Source organism: Rhodanobacter sp. DHB23, from assembly GCF_014842975.1.
Lineage (GTDB): Bacteria > Pseudomonadota > Gammaproteobacteria > Xanthomonadales > Rhodanobacteraceae > Rhodanobacter_A.
Map to the genome: position 1 here is coordinate 138,611 of NZ_JACYXK010000029.1, position 17,796 is coordinate 156,406.

A 17,796-nucleotide genomic window follows, 5' to 3' on the forward strand; every position below is an offset into this window, starting at 1 on the left:
GGCACTCCCCGTGCATCGAACAGCCGGGGATGTTATCCGCCGGCTGCCTTGTCGCCGCCCTGCGCTGGCTTCTGCGCCAACTGCTCGCGCGACCAGCCGCCACCCAGCGCGCGGATGAGCTGCACGCTGGCGCGCAACTGCTGCGTGCCGAGGGTCAGCACGCCGCTCTGCGCCTGCAGGGCCGCGGTCTGCGCCTGCACCACGTCGAGGTAACTGGCGGCGCCGACCTTGTACTGCTTCATCGCCAGGTCCAGCGAGTGTTGCGCGGCGGTGGAAGCGGCCTGCTGGTCGACCATCGCGGCGCCGAGGCGGTCGAGCAGGGCGAGGTTGTCCTCCACCTGCTGGAACGCAGCCAGCACCACGCCGCGGTATTTCGCGCCGGCTTCGTCCGTGGCGGCCCTGGCGGCGGCGACCTGCGCCTTGCGTTTGCCGCCGTCGAAGACGTCGAGCAGCAACGAGGGGCCGAGCGCCCAGACGTGGTTGGGTGCGGTGAGCAGTCCGCCGTAGGCCTTGCTGAGAAAGCCGCCCTGCGCGTCCAGCGTCAGCGAGGGGAAGTAGGCCGAGCGCGCCACGCCGATTTCGGCATTGGCTTCGGCGGTGCGGCGTTCGGCCGCGGCTATGTCGGGGCGCCGTTGCAGCAGGGTCGACGGCACGGCCAGCGGAACCTGCGGCAGCGGGATGCTCGCGGTCTGCGCCGGCAGGCTGAACTGCGAGGCGGATTCGCCCACCAGCACGGCGATTGCATCCTGCATCTGCGCGCGTTGCGCCGCGGTCTGCGCCCACTGCGATTTCACCGTGGACAGCTGCGTCTGCGCACGCGCCACGTCCAGACCAGAGACGATGCCGCCGCCGTGCAGGGTCTGCGTGAGCTGCAGCGCCTTCCGGTAGGCATCGATGCTTTGCTGCAGCAGCTGCAGTTGCTGGTCGATGCCGCGCAGCGCGAGGTAGTCGTCGGCGAGCTGCGCCTGCAGGCTGAGCTGCACGGAAGCGAGATCGGCGGCGGCGGCCTGCGCCTCGTCCCGGCCGGCGGCGACGGTGTCGCGCACCTGGCCCCACAGGTCCACTTCGTAGCTGAGCTGCGCGCCTGCGCTGTAGGTGTCGTACTCCGCCGGCGCCGTGGGGCTGCGCATCGGCGCGGTGTCGGACTGGCGCTGGCGCACGCCGCCCGCGCTGGCGCCGATCTGCGGGAAATAGCCGGAACGTGCTTCGCGGAACAGCGCCTGCGCCTGCTGGTAGTGCGCCAGCGCGGCGGCGAGGTCGGCGTTGCTGGCGAGCAGGTGCTGTTGCAGCTGGTCGAGTTGCGGGTCGCCGTACAGCGACCACCAGTCCGCGCGCGGCAGCTGGTCGGCCGGCTGCGCCTGCACCCACGGGCCGGTGTCCTTGTATCGCGCGGCGACCGGCGTGACCGGCACCTTGTAGGCCGGCGCCAGGTTGCAGCCGGCCAGCGCCGCGGCGATCGGCAGCGCGAGCAGGAAGCGGTCAGCCCTTCGCATGGGAATCGCCTGCCTGCTGCTGTTCGGCCACGCGCACGTGGTCGCCCGTGCCGATGCCGTCCGGCGGGCTGTCGATCACCTTGTCGCCGGCATCGAGGCCGGAGCCGATCACGGCGTGCTTGCCGTCGTCGCGCAGCACCGTCACCGGCTTGAACGTGACGCTGCCGTCGCTGCCCAGCGTGGCCACCTGCATGCCCTTGCCGTTGAACACCAGCGCGCTGGACGGCACGCTGAGGTCGTTGTGCGCCGCGCCGAGGTCCAGCTCCACGCTGGCGAAGCCGCCGGGCATCAGCGCGCCCTTGCCGTTGTCCACCAGCAGCTGCATCAGCGTGGTGCCGCTGGAAGCGTTGACCGAGCCCGCCGAGTCGAGCACGGTGGCCGTATAGGTCTGGCCCGGATGCTCCGGCACGCGCAGCACCGCGTGCGTGCCCTTCGGCACCTGCGGCACGTAGTTCTGCGGCACATTGACGTACAGGCGCAGCTTGCTGGTGTCGGACACCACGAACAGCTCCGGACCGGCGCCGCTGCCGACGTTGATCAGCGCGCCCACGTCGGTGTCGCGCGCGGTGACCGTGCCGTCGAACGGCGCGACCAGCCTGGCGAAGCCCTTCTCGACTTCGAGCTGGTCCACCTGTGCCTGTGCCGCCTTCACCTGCGCCTCGGCCGCGTTCAGCGCGCTGGTGCGCTGGTCGATGTCCTGCTGCGCGACCGCGTCGGTGCCGGCCATCGCCTGCCAGCGCTTCGCGCTGATCTGCGCCAGCTTGGCGTTGGCCTGCGCCACGCCGAGGCTGGCCTGCGCCTGCGCGAGCTGCTGGTCGACGTCGGGCGTTTCGATGGTGCCGAGCAGGTCGCCCTTCTTCACGTGCGCGCCGATGTCGGTGTTCCAGCTCTTCAGGTAGCCGGAGACGCGCGCGTAGATCGGCGCGCTGACAAAGGCCTGCAGACGGCCCGGCAGTTGCAGGCTGGACTGGCCCGCGGCCAGTTCCGGCTGCACCAGCGTGACCACCGGCAGCGCCTGCTGCTGTGTCCAGTCGTGCATCTGTTCCGTGCCGTGGACGCGGCTGACCAGACCATAGACGACGACGACCGCGGCCACCACGGCGGCGGCGATGCCAGCCGTGCGCAAGCCGCGCGGTGCGGCGGCTTGCGGCTGGGTGTGCGGATCAAGCTGGGACATGGGTTACTCCGGGGTTGCCTTGCGGCGCATGCTTCTGGCCATAGCGCCGATGGATGATGCTGAACACGACAGGGACGAAGAGCAGGGTGGAAATCGTGGCGAACACCAGGCCGCCGATCACCGCGCGGCCGAGCGGCGCGTTCTGCTCGCCGCCCTCGCCCAGCGCCAGCGCCATCGGAAGCATGCCGATGACCATCGCCAGCGCGGTCATGCAGACCGGGCGGAAGCGGGTGAAGCCGGCTTCCAGCGCGGCACGCGTCGCGTCGCCATGCTCGTGCAGGCGTTCGCGGCAGAAACTCACCACCAGGATCGAGTTGGCCGTGGCCACGCCCATGCACATGATCGCGCCGGTGAGCGCGGGCACCGACAGCGTGGTGTGCGTGGCGAACAGGATCCAGATGATGCCGGCCAGCGCGGCCGGCAGTGCGGTGATGATCACGAACGGATCGGCCCAGGACTGGAAGTTCACCACGATCAGGAAGTAGATCAGCACGATCGCGCCGAGCAGGCCGAACAGCAGGCCCGAGAACGCGCTGTTCATCGTCTGCACCTGGCCGCGCAGGACGATGGTGGAACCCTTCGGGGCGTCCTTGGCGTTGGCGGCGATGATCTTCTGGATGTCCGCCGCCACCGCGCCGAGGTCGCGTCCCTGCGTGCTGGCGAAGATCTGCACCATCGGCTGGATGTCGTATTCCGAGAACACCGCGTCGGCGCGGCCGTACTTGATGTCCGCGATGCCGCCGAGCACGGTGGTCGGCCCGCCGGTGGCGTTGACCGGCATGTCGGCCAGCGCGGCGGCGGAGTCCAGGCGGTACTGCGGCGTCTGCATCACGATCGGATAGGTGATGCCGTTCTGCGGATTGAGCCAGTAGGTCGGCGCCACCTGGCTGCTGCCGGCGAGGTTCACCACCATGCTGTTGGTGACGTCGCGCGCGGTGGCGCCGGTGTACTGCGCACGCGTGCGGTCGAGGTCCACGTTGACCGTGGGCAGCGACTGCGACTGCTGGATGCGCGCGTCGGCCACGCCGGTAACGCGGCGGATCTGCGCCAGCAGCTTGTTGGCATAGGCGAAATCCTCCGGCAAGTTGCGGCCGCGCACCTGCAACTCGATGGGAGCGGGCGTGCCGAAGTTGAGGATCTGGCTGACGATGTCCGCCGGCAGGAAGGCGAAGGTCACGCCGGGGAAGCGCTTCGGCAGCTCCTCGCGCAGGCGCTTCACGTAGTCGTCGGTCGGCGCATGGCCTTCGCGCAGCGCGATCTGGATGTCGCCGTCCTGCTCGCCGATGGTGCCGGTGTTGTTGTAGACGGTGTTGATCGAGGACAGGAACGGCGCGCCGATGTTGTCGGCCACCGTGTCCAGGTCCTGCGCCGGGATGATCTGGCGGATCGACTGCTCGATGTGGCTGAACTGCGCGGCGGTGTCCTCCAGCCGCGTGCCGACGCGCACGCGCACGTGGATCAGCATCTGGCCGGCATCCACCGACGGGAAGAAGTTGCGGCCGAGGAAGGGCGTGAGTCCGAACGACAGCACCACGAAGGCGAGGAAGCCCATCACGAACACGCGCCGATGGCGCAGCGCCAGCCCGAGCATGCCGTGGTAGCCGACGCGGATCTTCTCGAAGCGCGCCTCGAAGCCGCGCTGGAAGCGCACCAGCGGATTGCGCGACGGCGCGTGCAGGCTGTCGTCGCCATGCGCGCCGACGCCCGGCGCATGCGCCTTCAGCAGGTAGTTCGCCATCGTCGGCACCAGCGTGCGCGACAGGATGAACGAGCACACCATCGCGAACATCACCGCCTCGGCCATCGGCACGAACAGGTAGCGCGCCACGCCTTCGAGGAAGAACATCGGCACGAACACGATGCAGATGCACAGCAGCGAGACGAAGGCCGGCGTCACGATCTGCGCCGCGCCGTCCATGATCGCGGTTTCCACGTCCTTGCCGTGCTCGAGGTGCCAGTTGATGTTCTCGATGGTCACCGTGGCGTCGTCCACCAGGATGCCCACCGCCAGCGCCAGGCCGCCCAGGGTCATGATGTTGAGCGTCTGGCCCAGCGCCGCGAGGATCGCCACCGAGCCCAGCACCGCCAGCGGGATCGACACGGCGATGATCACCGTCGAGCGCCAGCTGCCGAGGAACAGCAGGATCATCAGGCTGGTCAGCGCCGCCGCGATCACGCCTTCGCGGATCACCCCGGTCACCGCCGCACTGACGAACACCGACTGGTCGCCCACCGGCTTGACCTGCAGCGCGTCCGGCAAGGTGGGCTTGAGCTCCGTCAGCATCTTCTTGATGCCGCTGATGATGTCCAGCGTGGAGGTGGCGCCGCTCTTGAACACGCTGAGCAGGATCGAGCGGCTGCCGTCCACGTGCACCATGTTGGTCTGCACCGCGCTGCCGAAGTGCACGTTGGCCACGTCGCGCATGTAGACCATCGCGCCGTTCACCGACTTGATCGGCAGGTTGGCGAGGTCTTCGAGCCCCGACGGCGCGTTGTTGAGGTTGACCACGTATTCGGTGCTGCCGACCTTCTGCGTGCCCACCGGCGTCAGCAGGTTCTGCGCAGCCAATGCATTGGCGACGTCGTTGCCGGTGAGTCCGCGCGCCTGCAGCGCGGCCGGATCGAGGTCGAACATCACCTGCGGCGTCCTGCCGCCGAACGGGTACGGAATGCCCGCGCCCTCCACCGTCACCAGCCGGGTGCGCACCTGGTTGATGCCGATGTCGGTCAGGTTCTGCTCGTTCAGGCCCTTGCCCGACAGCGCCAGCTGGATGATGGGCACGGTCGAGGCGCTGTAGTTGAGGATCAATGGCGGCGTCGCCCCCGCCGGCAACTGCTTCAGCATGGTCTGCGCGAAGGCGGTGACCTGCGCGTTGGCGATCGCGATGTTCGCGCCCGGGTGGAAGAAGATCTTGATGATGCCGAAGGTGGTGTACGAGTTCGCCTCGATGTGCTCGATGTCGTCCACCGTGGTGGTGAGGCCGCGCTCGAACGGGGTATCGATGCGCCCGGCCATCTGGTCGGGCGGCAGGCCGGTGTACTGCCAGGCCACCGCGATCACCGGGATGTTGATGCTCGGGAAAATGTCCACCGGCATGCGCATGGCGGCGAGCGTGCCGGTGATGAGCGTGAGCAGGGCGAGGACGACGAAGGTATACGGTCGCGAGAGCGCGATCCGGACTAGATCTAGCATGCTGGGGATTCCGAGCGCCGATGTTGCATCGCGGTAATTTTCCCACGCGAGGGGCGCCCAGCCTCATGAAGATAATTTCATGTACCCGCCCTGCTCCCCTCTCCCACAAGTGGGAGAGGGGCTTGATGGCTTACGCTGCCTCGACCGCCGGCTCCGCCAGGCAATGCATGCTGATGCACGCGCCGCCACCGTCGCCGTCGCCGATCTCCAGCGCGTAGCCGTGCAGGCGCACGATCGCGCTGACGATGCTCAACCCCAGCCCCGAGCCCGGCGTGCTGCGGCTGTTGTCGCCACGATAGAAGCGCCGCGTTACCGAATCGCGCTCCCCCGCGGGAATGCCTGGACCACCATCCACCACGTCCACGCGGGGACCATTGCGCTCCATCTGCGCGCGCAGCAGCACGCGACCGCCGGCGGGGGTGAACTTGATCGCATTGCCGACCAGGTTGGCGAAGGCCTCGAACAGCAGATGCGCATCGCCACGCAGCGGCACCAGCGGCGCCAGTTCCAGCACGAAGCGCAGGCCGCGGTCCTCGGCCAGCGGCGCGTAGAAGTCGTGCACCTGCTGCAGCACGCGTTCCAGGTCCACTTCGCTGAAGCACGCGCTGCGATGCCGGTCTTCCAGTTCGGACACGCGCAGCAGGGCGCGGAAGCGCGTCAGCACCGCATCGATGTCGGCCACGCAGGCCTCCATCAATTCGGCCTCGGGCCTGCCGTCCAGTTGCTGCTGGGCGCGGTAGAGCCGCGCACGCAGGCGCGTCAGCGGCGTGCGCAGGTCGTGCGCGATGTTGTCGCAGACGCCCTTCACCTCGCCCATCAGGCGTTCGATTTCGCCCAGCATGGTGTTGACGATGCCGGCCAGTACGTCCAGTTCGTCGCCGCGCCGGCTCACCGGCAGGCGTCTGGTGAGGTCGCCGCGCTGGATCGGTTCGGTGGCCAGCTGGATCGCGCGGATGCGCCGCGCCGGGCCGCGGCTGAGCAGCAGGCCGCCGAGCAGGCCCGGGATCACCGTCAGCGACAGGCCCCACAACAGGGTGCGGCGGATGATCGCGCCCAGCCCGTCGATGGTGCTGGTGTCCTTGGCCAGCACCAGCAGTTCGCCGCCATGGAGACGTTGCCCCATCGCGCGTGCACTGATGTCGCTGCGCAGACGATCCATGCGCAGCACGCCCTTGGGCAGCAGATGCATCCGGCCGTCCGCCACCAACCCTTGCGGCAGGCTGGCGATGTTGCCGGCCAACGGCCTGCCCTGTGTGTCGAACAACCCGGCCGACATGATGCCGTGCGGATCCAGCGTGCCCGCCGCATCCACCGCCTGCGGCAAGTGCGCCTCGTCCATCTGCCCCAGGTACTGCATGCGCTGCGACACGATCTCGTCGAGCACGTGGGTGAGGTAGCGCGAGCTTTCCCACTGGATCGCGCCCAGCAGCACCACGCTCCACACCACGAACAGCGCGCCGTAGATCAGGATCAGGCGCGAGGTGGCCGAGCGCCAGACGTCAATCAGCGGGCGCAAGGCGATACCCCGAGCCGCGCACGGTGTGGATCAGCGCGGGCAGGCCCGCGACGTCGATCTTGCGGCGCAGGCGGCCGATGTGGACGTCGATCACGTTGGTGCCCGGGTCGAAATGGAAGCCCCAGACGTGCTCGAAGATCATCGTGCGGCTGAGCACCTGGCCGGAATTGCGCATGAGGAACTCCAGCAACCGGTATTCCGTGGGCAAGAGCGAAAGCGGCTGGCCGTCGCGCCAGGCGACGTGCCGCACCAGATCGAGTTCTAGGTCGGCCACACGCAGGCGATTCTCCGCCTGCGGCTGATGCCGCCGCAACAGCACCTCGACCCGCGCCGCCATTTCGTCCGGCGCGAACGGCTTGGTGAGGTAGTCGTCGCCGCCTGCGCGCAGGCCGCGCACGCGCTCGTCCACTTCGCTCAAGGCGCTGATCATCAGCACCGGCGTCTCCACGCGGCGCTCGCGCAATGCGGTAATGACGTCGATGCCGCTCATGCCCGGCAGCATGCGGTCCAGCGTGATCAGGTCGTAGCCGCCGGCCAGCGCGTGCTCCAGGCCCGCGCGACCGGTGGCTATCCAGTCCGCCACCATGCCGTGCGCGGCGAGTTCCGTGACGATCTCGCGCGCGGTGACTTCGTCGTCTTCGATGACCAGGATGCGGGGCATCGCGGAATCCGGGGTGGCGTCAGCTTCAGCGCCCTCCCCTGCTAGCAGGGGAGGGTCGGGGTGGGGTGCCTTTGCTTCGGCAACCTTACCCCCTCCCAACCTCCCCCTGCATGCAGGGGGAGGAGCAAACGAAACGGCCCGCATCGCGGGCCGTTGTCTGTTACCTCATTGGATCAGGCCGCGAACAGCCCGCGCATCTTCTTCATCGCGTTCGCCTCGACCTGGCGGATGCGCTCGGCGGACACGCCGTACTCGTCGGCCAGTTCCTGCAGCGTGGCCTTGTCCTCGTCCAGCCAGCGGCGCTGGATGATGTGGCGCGAACGCTCGTCCAGGTTCCGCAATGCGCTCGACAGGGTGTTGAGCTGGTTGTCGCTCTGGTCGGCCTCGGCCAGGTTGTCGTACGGGTCGGCGCCTTCATCGACCAGGAAGGCTTCCGGCGCCGGCTTGGCGTCGTCCTCGGCATCCGCCGGGGCCTCGAAGCCGATGTCTCGGCCGGACAGGCGCGATTCCATCTCGCGCACCGTGGCCTCGGGCACGCCCAGGTCCTGCGCCACCGCGCGCACTTCCTCGGCATTCATCCAGCCCAGGCGCTTCTTGCTCTTGCGCAGGTTGAAGAACAGCTTGCGCTGCGCCTTGGTGGTGGCCACCTTCACGATGCGCCAGTTCTTCAGGATGAACTCGTGCATCTCGGCGCGGATCCAGTGCACCGCGAAGCTGACCAGGCGCACGCCCTGGTCGGGGTCGAAACGCTTCACCGCCTTCATCAGGCCGATGTTGCCTTCCTGGATCAGGTCGGCGAGCTGCAGGCCGTAGCCGGAATAGCCACGCGCCACGTGCACCACGAAACGCAGGTGCGACATCACCAGCTTCTTCGCCGCCGACAGGTCTTCCTGCGCGTTGTAGCGGCGCGACAGATCCTGCTCCTCGTCCTGGCTCAGCACCGGGATGCGGTGTACGGCCGAGATGTAGGCATCCAGGCTACCGACCACGCTGGGCAAGGTCGAGGGGATGGTCGCCAAGGCTTGGGACATGGGAAACCTCCGGTACAAGGACTTCAGGTTAGCACTCTGGTGATTGGAGTGCTAAAGCCGCGGATAGTTCACGGCCTTTAGTGAACCGAATCGTACAGAAATATGGGCTGCTTGTCCATCCTGCACCCCGCGGCCCTGCCGGGCATGGGCCGTTGGGCAGGGCTTGAAAACGGTCGCGGGGTGGCCGCGGCGCTTACTACAATGCCGGGAGAAGCCACGCCACAAGGGGAATCTGCTTGATCGTCTGTGTACCCGATGTGCTGACCGCGCAGGAACTGGCCGCGCTGCGCGCCGAACTGCAATCCGCTCCCTTCGTCGACGGCGCCGCCACGGCCGGCTGGTCGGCGCGCACCGTGAAGAAGAACCAGCAGATCGACACCGGCAGTGCGAACTACGCGCGGATGGCCGACATCGTGCGCACCGCCTTCCACCGCCATGGCCTGCTGCAGGCGGCGCTGCTGCCGGCGGCGAGCACCCTGCCACTGTTCAACCGCTATGCCGGCGGCATGGAGTACGGCGCGCACGTCGACTCCCCGATCATGGGCAGCATGGGCAACGCGGTGCGCAGCGACATCGCGATCACCGTGTTCCTCTCCGATCCGCGCAGCTACGACGGTGGCGAACTGGTGACGCATGCCAGCGGCGGCATGGAACACCGATTCAAGCTGGAGGCCGGCGCCGCCATCGCCTACCCGGCCAACACCCTGCACCACGTCGGCACGGTGACCCGCGGCGCACGCGACGCGGCCATCATCTGGGTGCAGAGCATGGTGCGCGACCCGGCCCGGCGCGAACTGCTGTGGGATCTGGAAAGCGCCAAGCGCGACATCTTCGGGCGCGAGGGCAAGAGCACGGCCTTCGACGCCGTGAGCCGCTCGCACGCGAACCTGCTGCGCATGTGGGCTGAAGTGACCGGGTAATCAACCCGGCAACGCAGCGCGCGACGGCAACGACCAGTCGACTGGCGCCTGCCCGTGCGCCTCGAGGTAACGGTTGGCCGCGGAGAAATGCCCGCAGCCGAGGAAGCCGCGGTGCGCCGACAGCGGCGAGGGATGCACGCTTTTCAGCACGCAGTGCCTGCGCGTGTCGATGAGCTGGCCCTTGCGCTGGGCATAGCTGCCCCAGAGCATGAACACGAGGCCTTCGCGCTCGCGGTTGAGCGCATCGATGGCCGCGTCGGTGAAACCTTCCCAGCCCTTGCCCTGATGGGAGGCGGCCAGCCCGCGCTCCACAGTGAGCACCGCGTTGAGCAGCAGCACGCCGCGGTCGGCCCAGGGCGTGAGGCAACCGTGGTCGGGCGGGGCGATGCCGAGGTCGCGGTCGATTTCCTTGAAGATGTTCACCAGCGACGGCGGCGTCTGCACGCCCGGGCGTACCGAGAAGCACAGGCCATGCGCCTGGCCGGGGCCGTGGTACGGATCCTGGCCGAGGATCACCACGCGCACCGCGTCGAACGGCGTGTGGTCGAACGCGGCGAAGATCTCCGCGCCCGGCGGATAGACCGCCTTGCCCGCGCGCTTCTCGCTGCGCAGGAATTCGGCCAGCGCCTGCATCTCGGGCCGCTGCAGGCAGGCGCCGATGCGCGCCTTCCACGAAGGCTCCAGCCGCACCTCGCTCATGCGGCGGCGCCGCGCTGGCGCAGGTGCCGCGCCACGCGCAACTGGAACAGCAGCTTGGTGACCAGCAGCTTTTCGTCCACCGGCTTTTCCACCAGGTCGTTGGCGCCGGCCTTGATCAGCGCGGCCTGGTTGGCCGGGTTCTCGTCGCCCGTCATCACCAGCACCGGCAGCTTGCCCTTGCCGTAGCCGAAGTGGTTGCGGATGCGCTCAAGCAGGTCGCCGCCGGTGAGCTCGCCCTTCAGGCTCACGTCGGTGAGCACCACGTCGGCACCCACTTCGCCGCGCACCCTGGCGGTTTCCAGCATCGCCAGCGCGTCTTCCACGCTGACCACGTGGTGCACGGTGAGGCCGTACTTCTCCAGCATGCGGCGGGTGGCCAGCGCGACCACGCGGCTGTCTTCCACGTACAGCACCTCGCCTTCCGCGCTGCCCTCCGGGCGCACGTAGCCGCGGATGAACTCGGCCAGCGCCTGGAAGCCCAGCGACTTGTCGAAGTAGTCGGTGACGTCCTCGCCCAGCGTGCGCCGGTGCAGGCGGTCGTCCACGTCGCCGGAAACCACCACGATGGGCACGTAGGCCTGCGGCGCGGATTCGCGCACGAAGCGCGCCAGTTCCAGGCCATCCATGTCGGGCATGCGCAGCGCGGTGGTGATGAAGTCGAACACGCCCTCGCCCAGCAGTTGCTGCGCCTCGCCGCCGCTGCCGCAGCCCACCACCTCCACGCCCGGGAGCTCGGCCGTCAGCACGCGGGCGATCATCTGCCGCACCATGCGGGAACCGTCGACCACCAGCACGCGTGGCGCCGTGCCTGCCGAACGGTTGCTGATGTTCGTGTTCATGCCCGTCCCCTGCCCCCGATCAGGCCGCCTTGCGCAACTGCCACGCGCTGACCAGCCGCGCGCCCAGCCAGCCCAGCACCGCGGCGGCCACCGGCGTTGCCAGCAACAACCACAGCGGCAGGCCGCTGATGTGCAGCTTGCCATCATAGGCCTGGCTCAACTGCGCGACCGGCCCGCTCAACGCGAATTCGATCGCCAATGCCAGCAGCGCGGCAAGGATGCCGCTGAACAGGCCGTACCAGATGCCCGCATACAGGTAGGGGCGGCGCACGAAGGCGCCGCTGGCGCCCACCAGCAGCAGCACGCCGATCTCCTCGCTGCGGCTGGCGATGTCCACCCGCACCGTGTTGCCGACCACCAGCAGGGCGGCCACCGCCAGCATCAGGGCCAGCGCCAGCACCACGCGGTCGCCGACGCCGAGCAGGGCATCCAGCCGCTGCCGCCAGCTGCCGCTGTCCTGCACCTGGGCCACGCTGCGCAGGTCGCGCAGGTCGCCGACCAGCCGTTCCACGGTCGGCGCATCGAGACCAGGCTTGGGTTGCACCATCAGCACGTAGGGCAGCGGATTCTGCTCCAGCGCGTCGAGCGCGCCGGAAAAGCCCTGCAGCTTCGCCAACTCGTCCAGGCCCTGCTGCGGCGTCTTGACCGTCACCGCCGCCACGTCGGAACGGTCGCCCACCTGTTTCGCCAGCAGTTGCACCTGCGATTCGCCCTGGTCCGGCTGCAGGAACACGTTGATCGCCTGGTCCTGGCCCAGCGCCCGGCCCATCTGCTGCACGTTGCCCAGCAGCAGGCAGAACGCCAGCGGCAATGCCAGCGCCAAGCCCATCACCGCGATGGTGAGCAGGCTGCCGAACGGACGCGCGGCGAGCCGGCGCAGGCTGTCGGCGGCGCTCCAGCCGTGGTGCTCACGCCAGCTGGACACGCTGCGGGTGCGGCTGGGTTCGTTGCGCGGGTGGCTGGCGGCATCCATGGTCACAGCACCTCCTCGGCGGCCAGGTCGGCCACCAGCCGGCCATGGTCCAGCACCACCACGCGCTTGCGCATGCGCTTGATCAGCGGCAGGTCGTGGCTGGCGATCAGCACCGTGGTGCCCACCTGCTGGAACTCGGCGAACAGGCCCATGATCTCCAGCGCGAGCTGCGGATCGAGGTTGCCGGTGGGCTCGTCGGCGATCAGCAACGACGGCCGGCCCACGATGGCGCGCGCGATGCCCACGCGCTGCTGTTCGCCGGTGGACAGCGTGGCCGGCAACTGGCGCTCATAGGAAAGCAGGCCCACTTTCTCCAGCGCCGCGCGCACGCGCCGGCCGCGTTCCTGCCGCGCGATGCCGGCGATGGTCAACGGCAATTCGACGTTGGCGAACACGGTGCGGTCCATCAGCAGGCGATGGTTCTGGAACACCATGCCGATGCGCTGGCGCAATTTGGGAATGCCGCGGCCACGCACCTTGGCGAGGTTCTGTCCGCCCACCGAGATCGTGCCGTGGCTGGGCCGCTCGATCACGCCCAGCAGCTTGAGCAGGGTGCTCTTGCCCGCGCCGGAGTGGCCGGTGACGAAGGCCATCTCGCCCGTGGGCACGGTGAAGGAAAGCTGCGAGAGCGCCTCGTGGCCGCCCGCGTAATGCTTGCTCACCTGGTCGAACTGGATCACCGCGCATCCTCGCCTGCCGTATCGACGACAAGGATAAGGGATGCGGGGCACAAGGTCGCCGGTTTGCTCCCTCTGGGAACGGGGCCGGGGAGAAGGTTTCGGACTTGCCTCGGCACTGCGCTCCGCCCGGGCCCTCTCCCGCCCCTGCGGGGCACCCTCTCCCACAAGTGGGAGAGGGGAAGGAGCGGGCGATCAGCGGCCCGTGAACAAGCGCGTCAGGCGGCGGAACAGGCTGGGCTTGTTCGGGTGCGCGGGTTCGGCGACGGTCGCGGCCACCTGGCGCGAGGGGCGCGCGCCTTCCACCGCATTCTGTTCGCGCGGTCGACGCTCCCCGCGTGGCGGCCGGCCGCCTTCGCCCGGCGCCGCCTGCGGATTGCCCGGCATGGCGTTGGCCGCCACTTCGCCCTCGCGGCGACGGTTGCGGCCGCCACGGCGACGGCGGCGCTTGCGCTCGCCCTCGCCGGCTGCGCCGGCCGCGGCGGCTTCGTTCGCCACCGCTGCGACAGGAGCCGCAGCTTCGGCAGCCGGCGCGTCGGCGCGCGGCGCACGCGGCGGCCGCGCATCGTGCGGCCGGCCTTCGCGCGGCCCGCGCTCGCCACGTTCGCCACCGCGCCCGCCGCTGCGGCGCGAACGGCCGTCCTTCTTGTCGTCGTGCCGCGACTCGACGCGGTCGCCGAACGCGGCGCTGTCGGCGGCGGCGTTCGCGGCGAACTCGGCATCGATCTCGCGCGGCTTCGGCATCACCAGAAGTTCGGGCTCGATGGCCGCCACCGGGATGGCCTGGCCGATGTAGGTCTCGATGTCCGGCAGGCTCATCGCGTAGAGGTCGCAGGCGAAGCTGATCGCGTCGCCTTCCGCGCCTAGGCGCGCGGTGCGGCCGATGCGGTGCACGTAGTCCTCGGCGTCCTGCGGCAGGTCATAGTTGAACACGTGGCTGACCGCGGGGATGTGCAGACCGCGCGCGGCCACATCGGTGGCGACCAGGATGTCGAGCTGGCCGTCCTGGAAGCGCTGCAGCAGCTTCTGGCGCTTGAGCTGGGGCACGTCGCCGGAGATCGCGCCGACGCGGCAGCCGTGGCGCTTCACGCGCTCGGTGACGCGCTCGGCGGCGGCCTTGGTGTTGACGAAGATGATGCTGCGCTTGGGCTGGTGCCTGTCGATCAGGTTGAGCAACAGCGGCAGCTTTTCCTCCTTGGCCGGGAAGTACACCACTTGGCGCACCTTGTCGGCGGTGACGTTGTCGCTTTCCACCACCAGCTTCTCGGCGTTGTGCATGTGCTCGTAGGCCAGCTCCAGCACGCGGTGGCTCAGCGTGGCGGAAAACAGCAGCACCTGGCGCTGCTCGCGCGCCGGCAGGCGGCGGAAGATGAAGCGCACGTCCTTGATGAAGCCGAGGTCGAACATGCGGTCGGCCTCGTCGATCACCATCACCTCGACGCCGTTGAAGCCGAACACCTGCTGCTTGTAGTAGTCGAGCAGGCGGCCCGGCGTGGCGATGATGATGTCGCAGCCGTCGTGCAGCTGCTGGCGCTGCTTGTCGTAGTCGACGCCGCCGTAGATCAGTGCGGTCTTCAGGCCGGTGTGGCGGCCGATGTTGCGCGCGTCCTTGTCGATCTGGATCGCCAGTTCGCGGGTCGGTGCGATCACCAGCGCGCGCGGGTCGCTGTCCTTGCGCTCGGCCACGGCGGGCGTGGTGAGCAGGCGGTTCATCAGCGCGACCAGGAAGGCACAGGTCTTGCCGGTGCCGGTCTGCGCCTGGCCGGCGACGTCGCGGCCGGTCAGCGCCACCGGCAGGGTCAGCTCCTGGATCGGCGTGCAGCGGGTGAAGCCGGCGTCGGCCAGGCCTTGCTGCAACAGGGGGTGGAGTTCGAAGTTGGCGAAAAAGGTTTCGGTGAGTACGGTTTGCGACATGGAATGGAAAGCCGGTGGGATGCGGGCGCAGGCGTGGGCCGGCCCGGCTCCGGTCGCGGGGAGCGCGTGCGGAGCGGTGGGATGTGCGGCGCGTGGCGATACATACGCAGCGCCGGGTCGTTGGGCGCAACCGGCAGTCCCGCTGGCATAGGTGAAAGGACTCGACGAACCCGGATGCCCGCGTTTGCCCCGCAAGCGCTTGAGTCGCCTCGCCTATGTCAACGGAACCGTCCGTTGCCGCCCTTGAATCGCTTGAATCGCGCCCCGAGTTACGTTGCAATGAGGCACCAGGCCGTCAGGCCAAGCCCCTCTTTCCCGGTTCGACCCGCGCTTCTTGGGCGCCCCAGTGTAGCCGATGCAGGCCGCGCGGTCGCCGAACCTTCCTTCCTCCCGTCTTTCGGAGATCCCGGTGAGCGACCTGATTACACATGTGAGCGACGACGCCTTCGAGCAGGAAGTGCTGCAGTCCGACACCCCCGTGCTGCTGGATTTCTGGGCCGAGTGGTGCGGCCCGTGCAAGGCCATCGCACCCATCCTCGACGAGCTGGCCGGCCAGTACCAGGGCAAGCTGCGCGTGGTGAAACTCAACATCGACCACAACCAGAAGACGCCCCGCACCTACGGCGTGCGCGGCATCCCCACCCTGATGGTGTTCAAGAACGGCAAGGTCGAGGCCACCCAGATCGGCGCCGTCAGCAAGGGCCAACTGGCCCAGATGATCGACAAGGCGATCTGATCGCCTTCGCCGTCCGCCGCGCGCAGTGCTTTACGGCCACGCGCGGCGGATGCTAGATTGCCCTCCGCGTCCGTCGGGATCCTCATGATCCCCCTGCGCCCTCCCTGGCGCGACGCACACTTCCCTCCTGTTTCCCAACGGCGCCCCGTGAGGTTTGCCCGTGTCCGATACCGATAGCACCATCCCGAACGACGCCGGCGGCGCCGAGACCCCGACCGAGTCGCGTCCGCGCACACCGCGACGCCAGCCGCGCGGCGCCAAGTCCGCCGGCGAAGCGCCAGCCGCCGCACCTGCGCCACTGTTCGAGGCGCCCGCACCAGCCCCGGCACCGGCGCCAGCCGCTGCACCTGCCGGCGAGCCCAACGCTTCCGCCACGCCCGAGGCGCGCGAAGGCGGCCAGCCGCAGAACCCACAGCAGCAGGGCCAGAACAACGGCAACAACAACCGCAACGACCGCGAAGGCCGCGGCCGTCGCCGCCGCCACGAACGCAACCAGCAGCGCCCGCAGCAAGGCGGCAGCGGCGGCGGCAACAATCCGCGCTACAACAACCCGCACGGCCTGCCGGTGGACGACGACAACGCCGACCCGGGCGCCGACGACCGCCTGATCAACCTCACCGAGCTGAAGCGCATGAAGGCGCCGCAGCTCATTGCCTACGCCGAGTCGCTGGGCATCCGTGAGGGCGTGGCGCGCGCGCGCCGCCAGGACGTGATCTTCTCCATCCTCAAGGCGCACGCCCGCTCCGGCGGCGGCATCTGGGCGGAAGGCGTGCTGGAGATCCTGCAGGACGGCTTCGGCTTCCTGCGCTCGGCCGACGAGAGCTACCTGGCCGGCCCCGACGACATCTACGTCAGCCCCAGCCAGATCCGCCGCTTCAACCTGCGCAACGGCGACTACATCACCGGGCGCGTACGCCATCCGAAGGAGGGCGAGCGCTACTTCGCGATGCTGCGCGTGGACGACATCAACGGCGACCCGCCGGAGGCGTCCAAGAACAAGATGCTGTTCGAGAACCTCACCCCGCTGTTCCCGCGCAAGGCCTTCAAGCTGGAGCGCGGCAACGGTTCGAGCGAGGACATCACCGGCCGCATCCTCGACCTGGTCGCGCCGATCGGCCGCGGCCAGCGCGGCCTGATCGTCTCGCAGCCGAAGTCCGGCAAGACGATGATGCTGCAGAACATCGCGCAGGCGATCCAGTACAACCACCCCGACGCCCACCTGATCATCCTGCTGGTGGACGAGCGCCCGGAGGAAGTGACCGAGATCGCCCGCACCGTGCGCGCCGAGGTGATCAGCTCCACCTTCGACGAACCGGCCGTGCGCCACGTGCAGGTCGCCGAGATGGTGATCGAGCGCGCCAAGCGCCTGGTCGAGCACAAGCGCGACGTGGTGATCCTGCTCGACTCGATCACCCGCCTCGCCCGCGCCTACAACACCGTGGTGCCCAGCTCCGGCAAGGTGCTCACCGGCGGCGTGGACGCCAACGCATTGCAGCGCCCGAAGCGCTTCTTCGGCGCCGCGCGCAACGTGGAGGAAGGCGGCAGCCTCACCATCATCGCCACCGCGCTGATCGACACCGGCAGCAAGATGGACGAGGTGATCTACGAGGAGTTCAAGGGCACCGGCAACATGGAAGTGCACCTGTCCCGCCGCATCTCCGAGAAGCGCGTCTACCCCGCCATCGACATCAACCGCTCCGGCACCCGCCGCGAGGACCTGCTGATCGAGCCGGACATGCTGGCCAAGATCTGGATCCTGCGGAAGCTGCTGCACCCGATGGACGAGCTGGCCGCGATGGAGTTCATGCTCGACAAGATGAAGAACACCAAGTCCAACGACGAGTTCTTCAATTCGATGAAGCGCTGAGGGCCCTTCCCTCCGCAGGCATCAGCGACAAGGCCGGCCTCGTGCCGGCCTTGTCGTTTTCAATCCCCGCGGCTCGCCAACCGCAATCTCCTGTACCGCC

The 17,796-nt window shown here is 68.8% G+C and carries 14 protein-coding genes; 3 read left to right on the forward strand and 11 right to left on the reverse strand.

What is annotated here, in order from left to right:
• Window positions 1–32 precede the first annotated feature (32 nt).
• From IHE47_RS15440 to rpoH, 6 genes are all read right to left on the reverse strand, one after another.
• Window positions 33–1,493, reverse strand: a complete 1,461-nt coding sequence (locus IHE47_RS15440) for an efflux transporter outer membrane subunit (RefSeq protein WP_192107476.1) — start codon at window positions 1,491–1,493, stop codon at window positions 33–35.
• Window positions 1,480–2,670 (reverse strand): efflux RND transporter periplasmic adaptor subunit, encoded by a 1,191-nt coding sequence (locus tag IHE47_RS15445; protein WP_192107478.1) that lies wholly within the window; start codon window positions 2,668–2,670, stop codon window positions 1,480–1,482. The genes IHE47_RS15440 and IHE47_RS15445 overlap by 14 nt, the downstream gene beginning before the upstream one ends.
• Window positions 2,657–5,863, reverse strand: coding sequence for an efflux RND transporter permease subunit (locus tag IHE47_RS15450; RefSeq protein ID WP_192107480.1), 3,207 nt, complete (start codon window positions 5,861–5,863; stop codon window positions 2,657–2,659). The genes IHE47_RS15445 and IHE47_RS15450 overlap by 14 nt, the downstream gene beginning before the upstream one ends.
• A 130-nt stretch (window positions 5,864–5,993) precedes the next feature.
• Entirely contained in the window at window positions 5,994–7,379 is a 1,386-nt protein-coding gene (locus tag IHE47_RS15455; RefSeq protein ID WP_225562004.1) for a HAMP domain-containing sensor histidine kinase, read from the reverse strand.
• Window positions 7,363–8,040 carry a response regulator transcription factor gene (locus IHE47_RS15460; RefSeq protein ID WP_192107481.1) on the reverse strand — a complete coding sequence of 226 codons (678 nt, stop codon included), beginning with the start codon at window positions 8,038–8,040 and terminating at the stop codon, window positions 7,363–7,365. The genes IHE47_RS15455 and IHE47_RS15460 overlap by 17 nt, the downstream gene beginning before the upstream one ends.
• Before the next feature lie 173 nt (window positions 8,041–8,213).
• Window positions 8,214–9,071, reverse strand: coding sequence for an RNA polymerase sigma factor RpoH (gene rpoH, locus IHE47_RS15465; protein WP_192107483.1), 858 nt, complete (start codon window positions 9,069–9,071; stop codon window positions 8,214–8,216).
• Between the two features lie 236 nt (window positions 9,072–9,307).
• On the opposite strand from rpoH, the gene IHE47_RS15470 reads away from it, so the two are divergent.
• A complete protein-coding gene (locus IHE47_RS15470) occupies window positions 9,308–9,991 on the forward strand; it encodes a Fe2+-dependent dioxygenase (RefSeq protein ID WP_192107486.1) in 684 nt (227 codons plus the stop codon).
• Here the strand turns inward: IHE47_RS15470 and ung are convergent, their stop codons facing one another.
• The 5 genes from ung to IHE47_RS15495 form a co-directional block, all read right to left on the reverse strand.
• The gene (gene ung, locus IHE47_RS15475) at window positions 9,992–10,690 is read right to left on the reverse strand and encodes a uracil-DNA glycosylase (RefSeq protein WP_192107488.1); all 699 of its coding nucleotides are present in this window, start codon (window positions 10,688–10,690) and stop codon (window positions 9,992–9,994) included.
• Entirely contained in the window at window positions 10,687–11,529 is an 843-nt protein-coding gene (locus tag IHE47_RS15480; RefSeq protein ID WP_192107490.1) for a response regulator, read from the reverse strand. The genes ung and IHE47_RS15480 overlap by 4 nt, the downstream gene beginning before the upstream one ends.
• Before the next feature lie 19 nt (window positions 11,530–11,548).
• Window positions 11,549–12,502, reverse strand: a complete 954-nt coding sequence (ftsX, locus tag IHE47_RS15485) for a permease-like cell division protein FtsX (RefSeq protein ID WP_192107492.1) — start codon at window positions 12,500–12,502, stop codon at window positions 11,549–11,551.
• Window positions 12,503–12,504: 2 nt separating this feature from the next.
• Complete coding sequence (ftsE, locus tag IHE47_RS15490; RefSeq protein ID WP_192107494.1) at window positions 12,505–13,182, reverse strand: cell division ATP-binding protein FtsE; 678 nt, start codon at window positions 13,180–13,182, stop codon at window positions 12,505–12,507.
• Between the two features lie 192 nt (window positions 13,183–13,374).
• Window positions 13,375–15,093: a DEAD/DEAH box helicase gene (locus tag IHE47_RS15495; RefSeq protein ID WP_192107496.1), complete on the reverse strand. Its 1,719-nt coding sequence runs from the start codon at window positions 15,091–15,093 to the stop codon at window positions 13,375–13,377.
• 355 nt (window positions 15,094–15,448) lie between these two features.
• Between IHE47_RS15495 and trxA the strand changes: the two genes are divergently transcribed.
• Window positions 15,449–15,829, forward strand: coding sequence for a thioredoxin TrxA (gene trxA / locus IHE47_RS15500; RefSeq protein ID WP_225562006.1), 381 nt, complete (start codon window positions 15,449–15,451; stop codon window positions 15,827–15,829).
• A gap of 160 nt (window positions 15,830–15,989) precedes the next feature.
• Window positions 15,990–17,696, forward strand: a complete 1,707-nt coding sequence (gene rho, locus IHE47_RS15505; protein ID WP_192107501.1) for a transcription termination factor Rho — start codon at window positions 15,990–15,992, stop codon at window positions 17,694–17,696.
• Window positions 17,697–17,796 lie beyond the last annotated feature (100 nt).

Bases quoted from the DNA above. Each gene is read 5' to 3' on its own strand.
- IHE47_RS15440 (WP_192107476.1), bottom strand. From the start codon at position 1,493: ATGCGAAGGGCTGACCGCTTCCTGCTCGCGCTGCCGATCGCCGCGGCG.
- IHE47_RS15445 (WP_192107478.1), bottom strand. From the start codon at position 2,670: ATGTCCCAGCTTGATCCGCACACCCAGCCGCAAGCCGCCGCACCGCGC.
- IHE47_RS15450 (WP_192107480.1), bottom strand. From the start codon at position 5,863: ATGCTAGATCTAGTCCGGATCGCGCTCTCGCGACCGTATACCTTCGTC.
- IHE47_RS15460 (WP_192107481.1), bottom strand. From the start codon at position 8,040: ATGCCCCGCATCCTGGTCATCGAAGACGACGAAGTCACCGCGCGCGAG.
- rpoH (WP_192107483.1), bottom strand. From the start codon at position 9,071: ATGTCCCAAGCCTTGGCGACCATCCCCTCGACCTTGCCCAGCGTGGTC.
- ung (WP_192107488.1), bottom strand. From the start codon at position 10,690: ATGAGCGAGGTGCGGCTGGAGCCTTCGTGGAAGGCGCGCATCGGCGCC.
- IHE47_RS15480 (WP_192107490.1), bottom strand. From the start codon at position 11,529: ATGAACACGAACATCAGCAACCGTTCGGCAGGCACGGCGCCACGCGTG.
- ftsX (WP_192107492.1), bottom strand. From the start codon at position 12,502: ATGGATGCCGCCAGCCACCCGCGCAACGAACCCAGCCGCACCCGCAGC.
- IHE47_RS15495 (WP_192107496.1), bottom strand. From the start codon at position 15,093: ATGTCGCAAACCGTACTCACCGAAACCTTTTTCGCCAACTTCGAACTC.
- trxA (WP_225562006.1), top strand. From the start codon at position 15,449: ATGCAGGCCGCGCGGTCGCCGAACCTTCCTTCCTCCCGTCTTTCGGAG.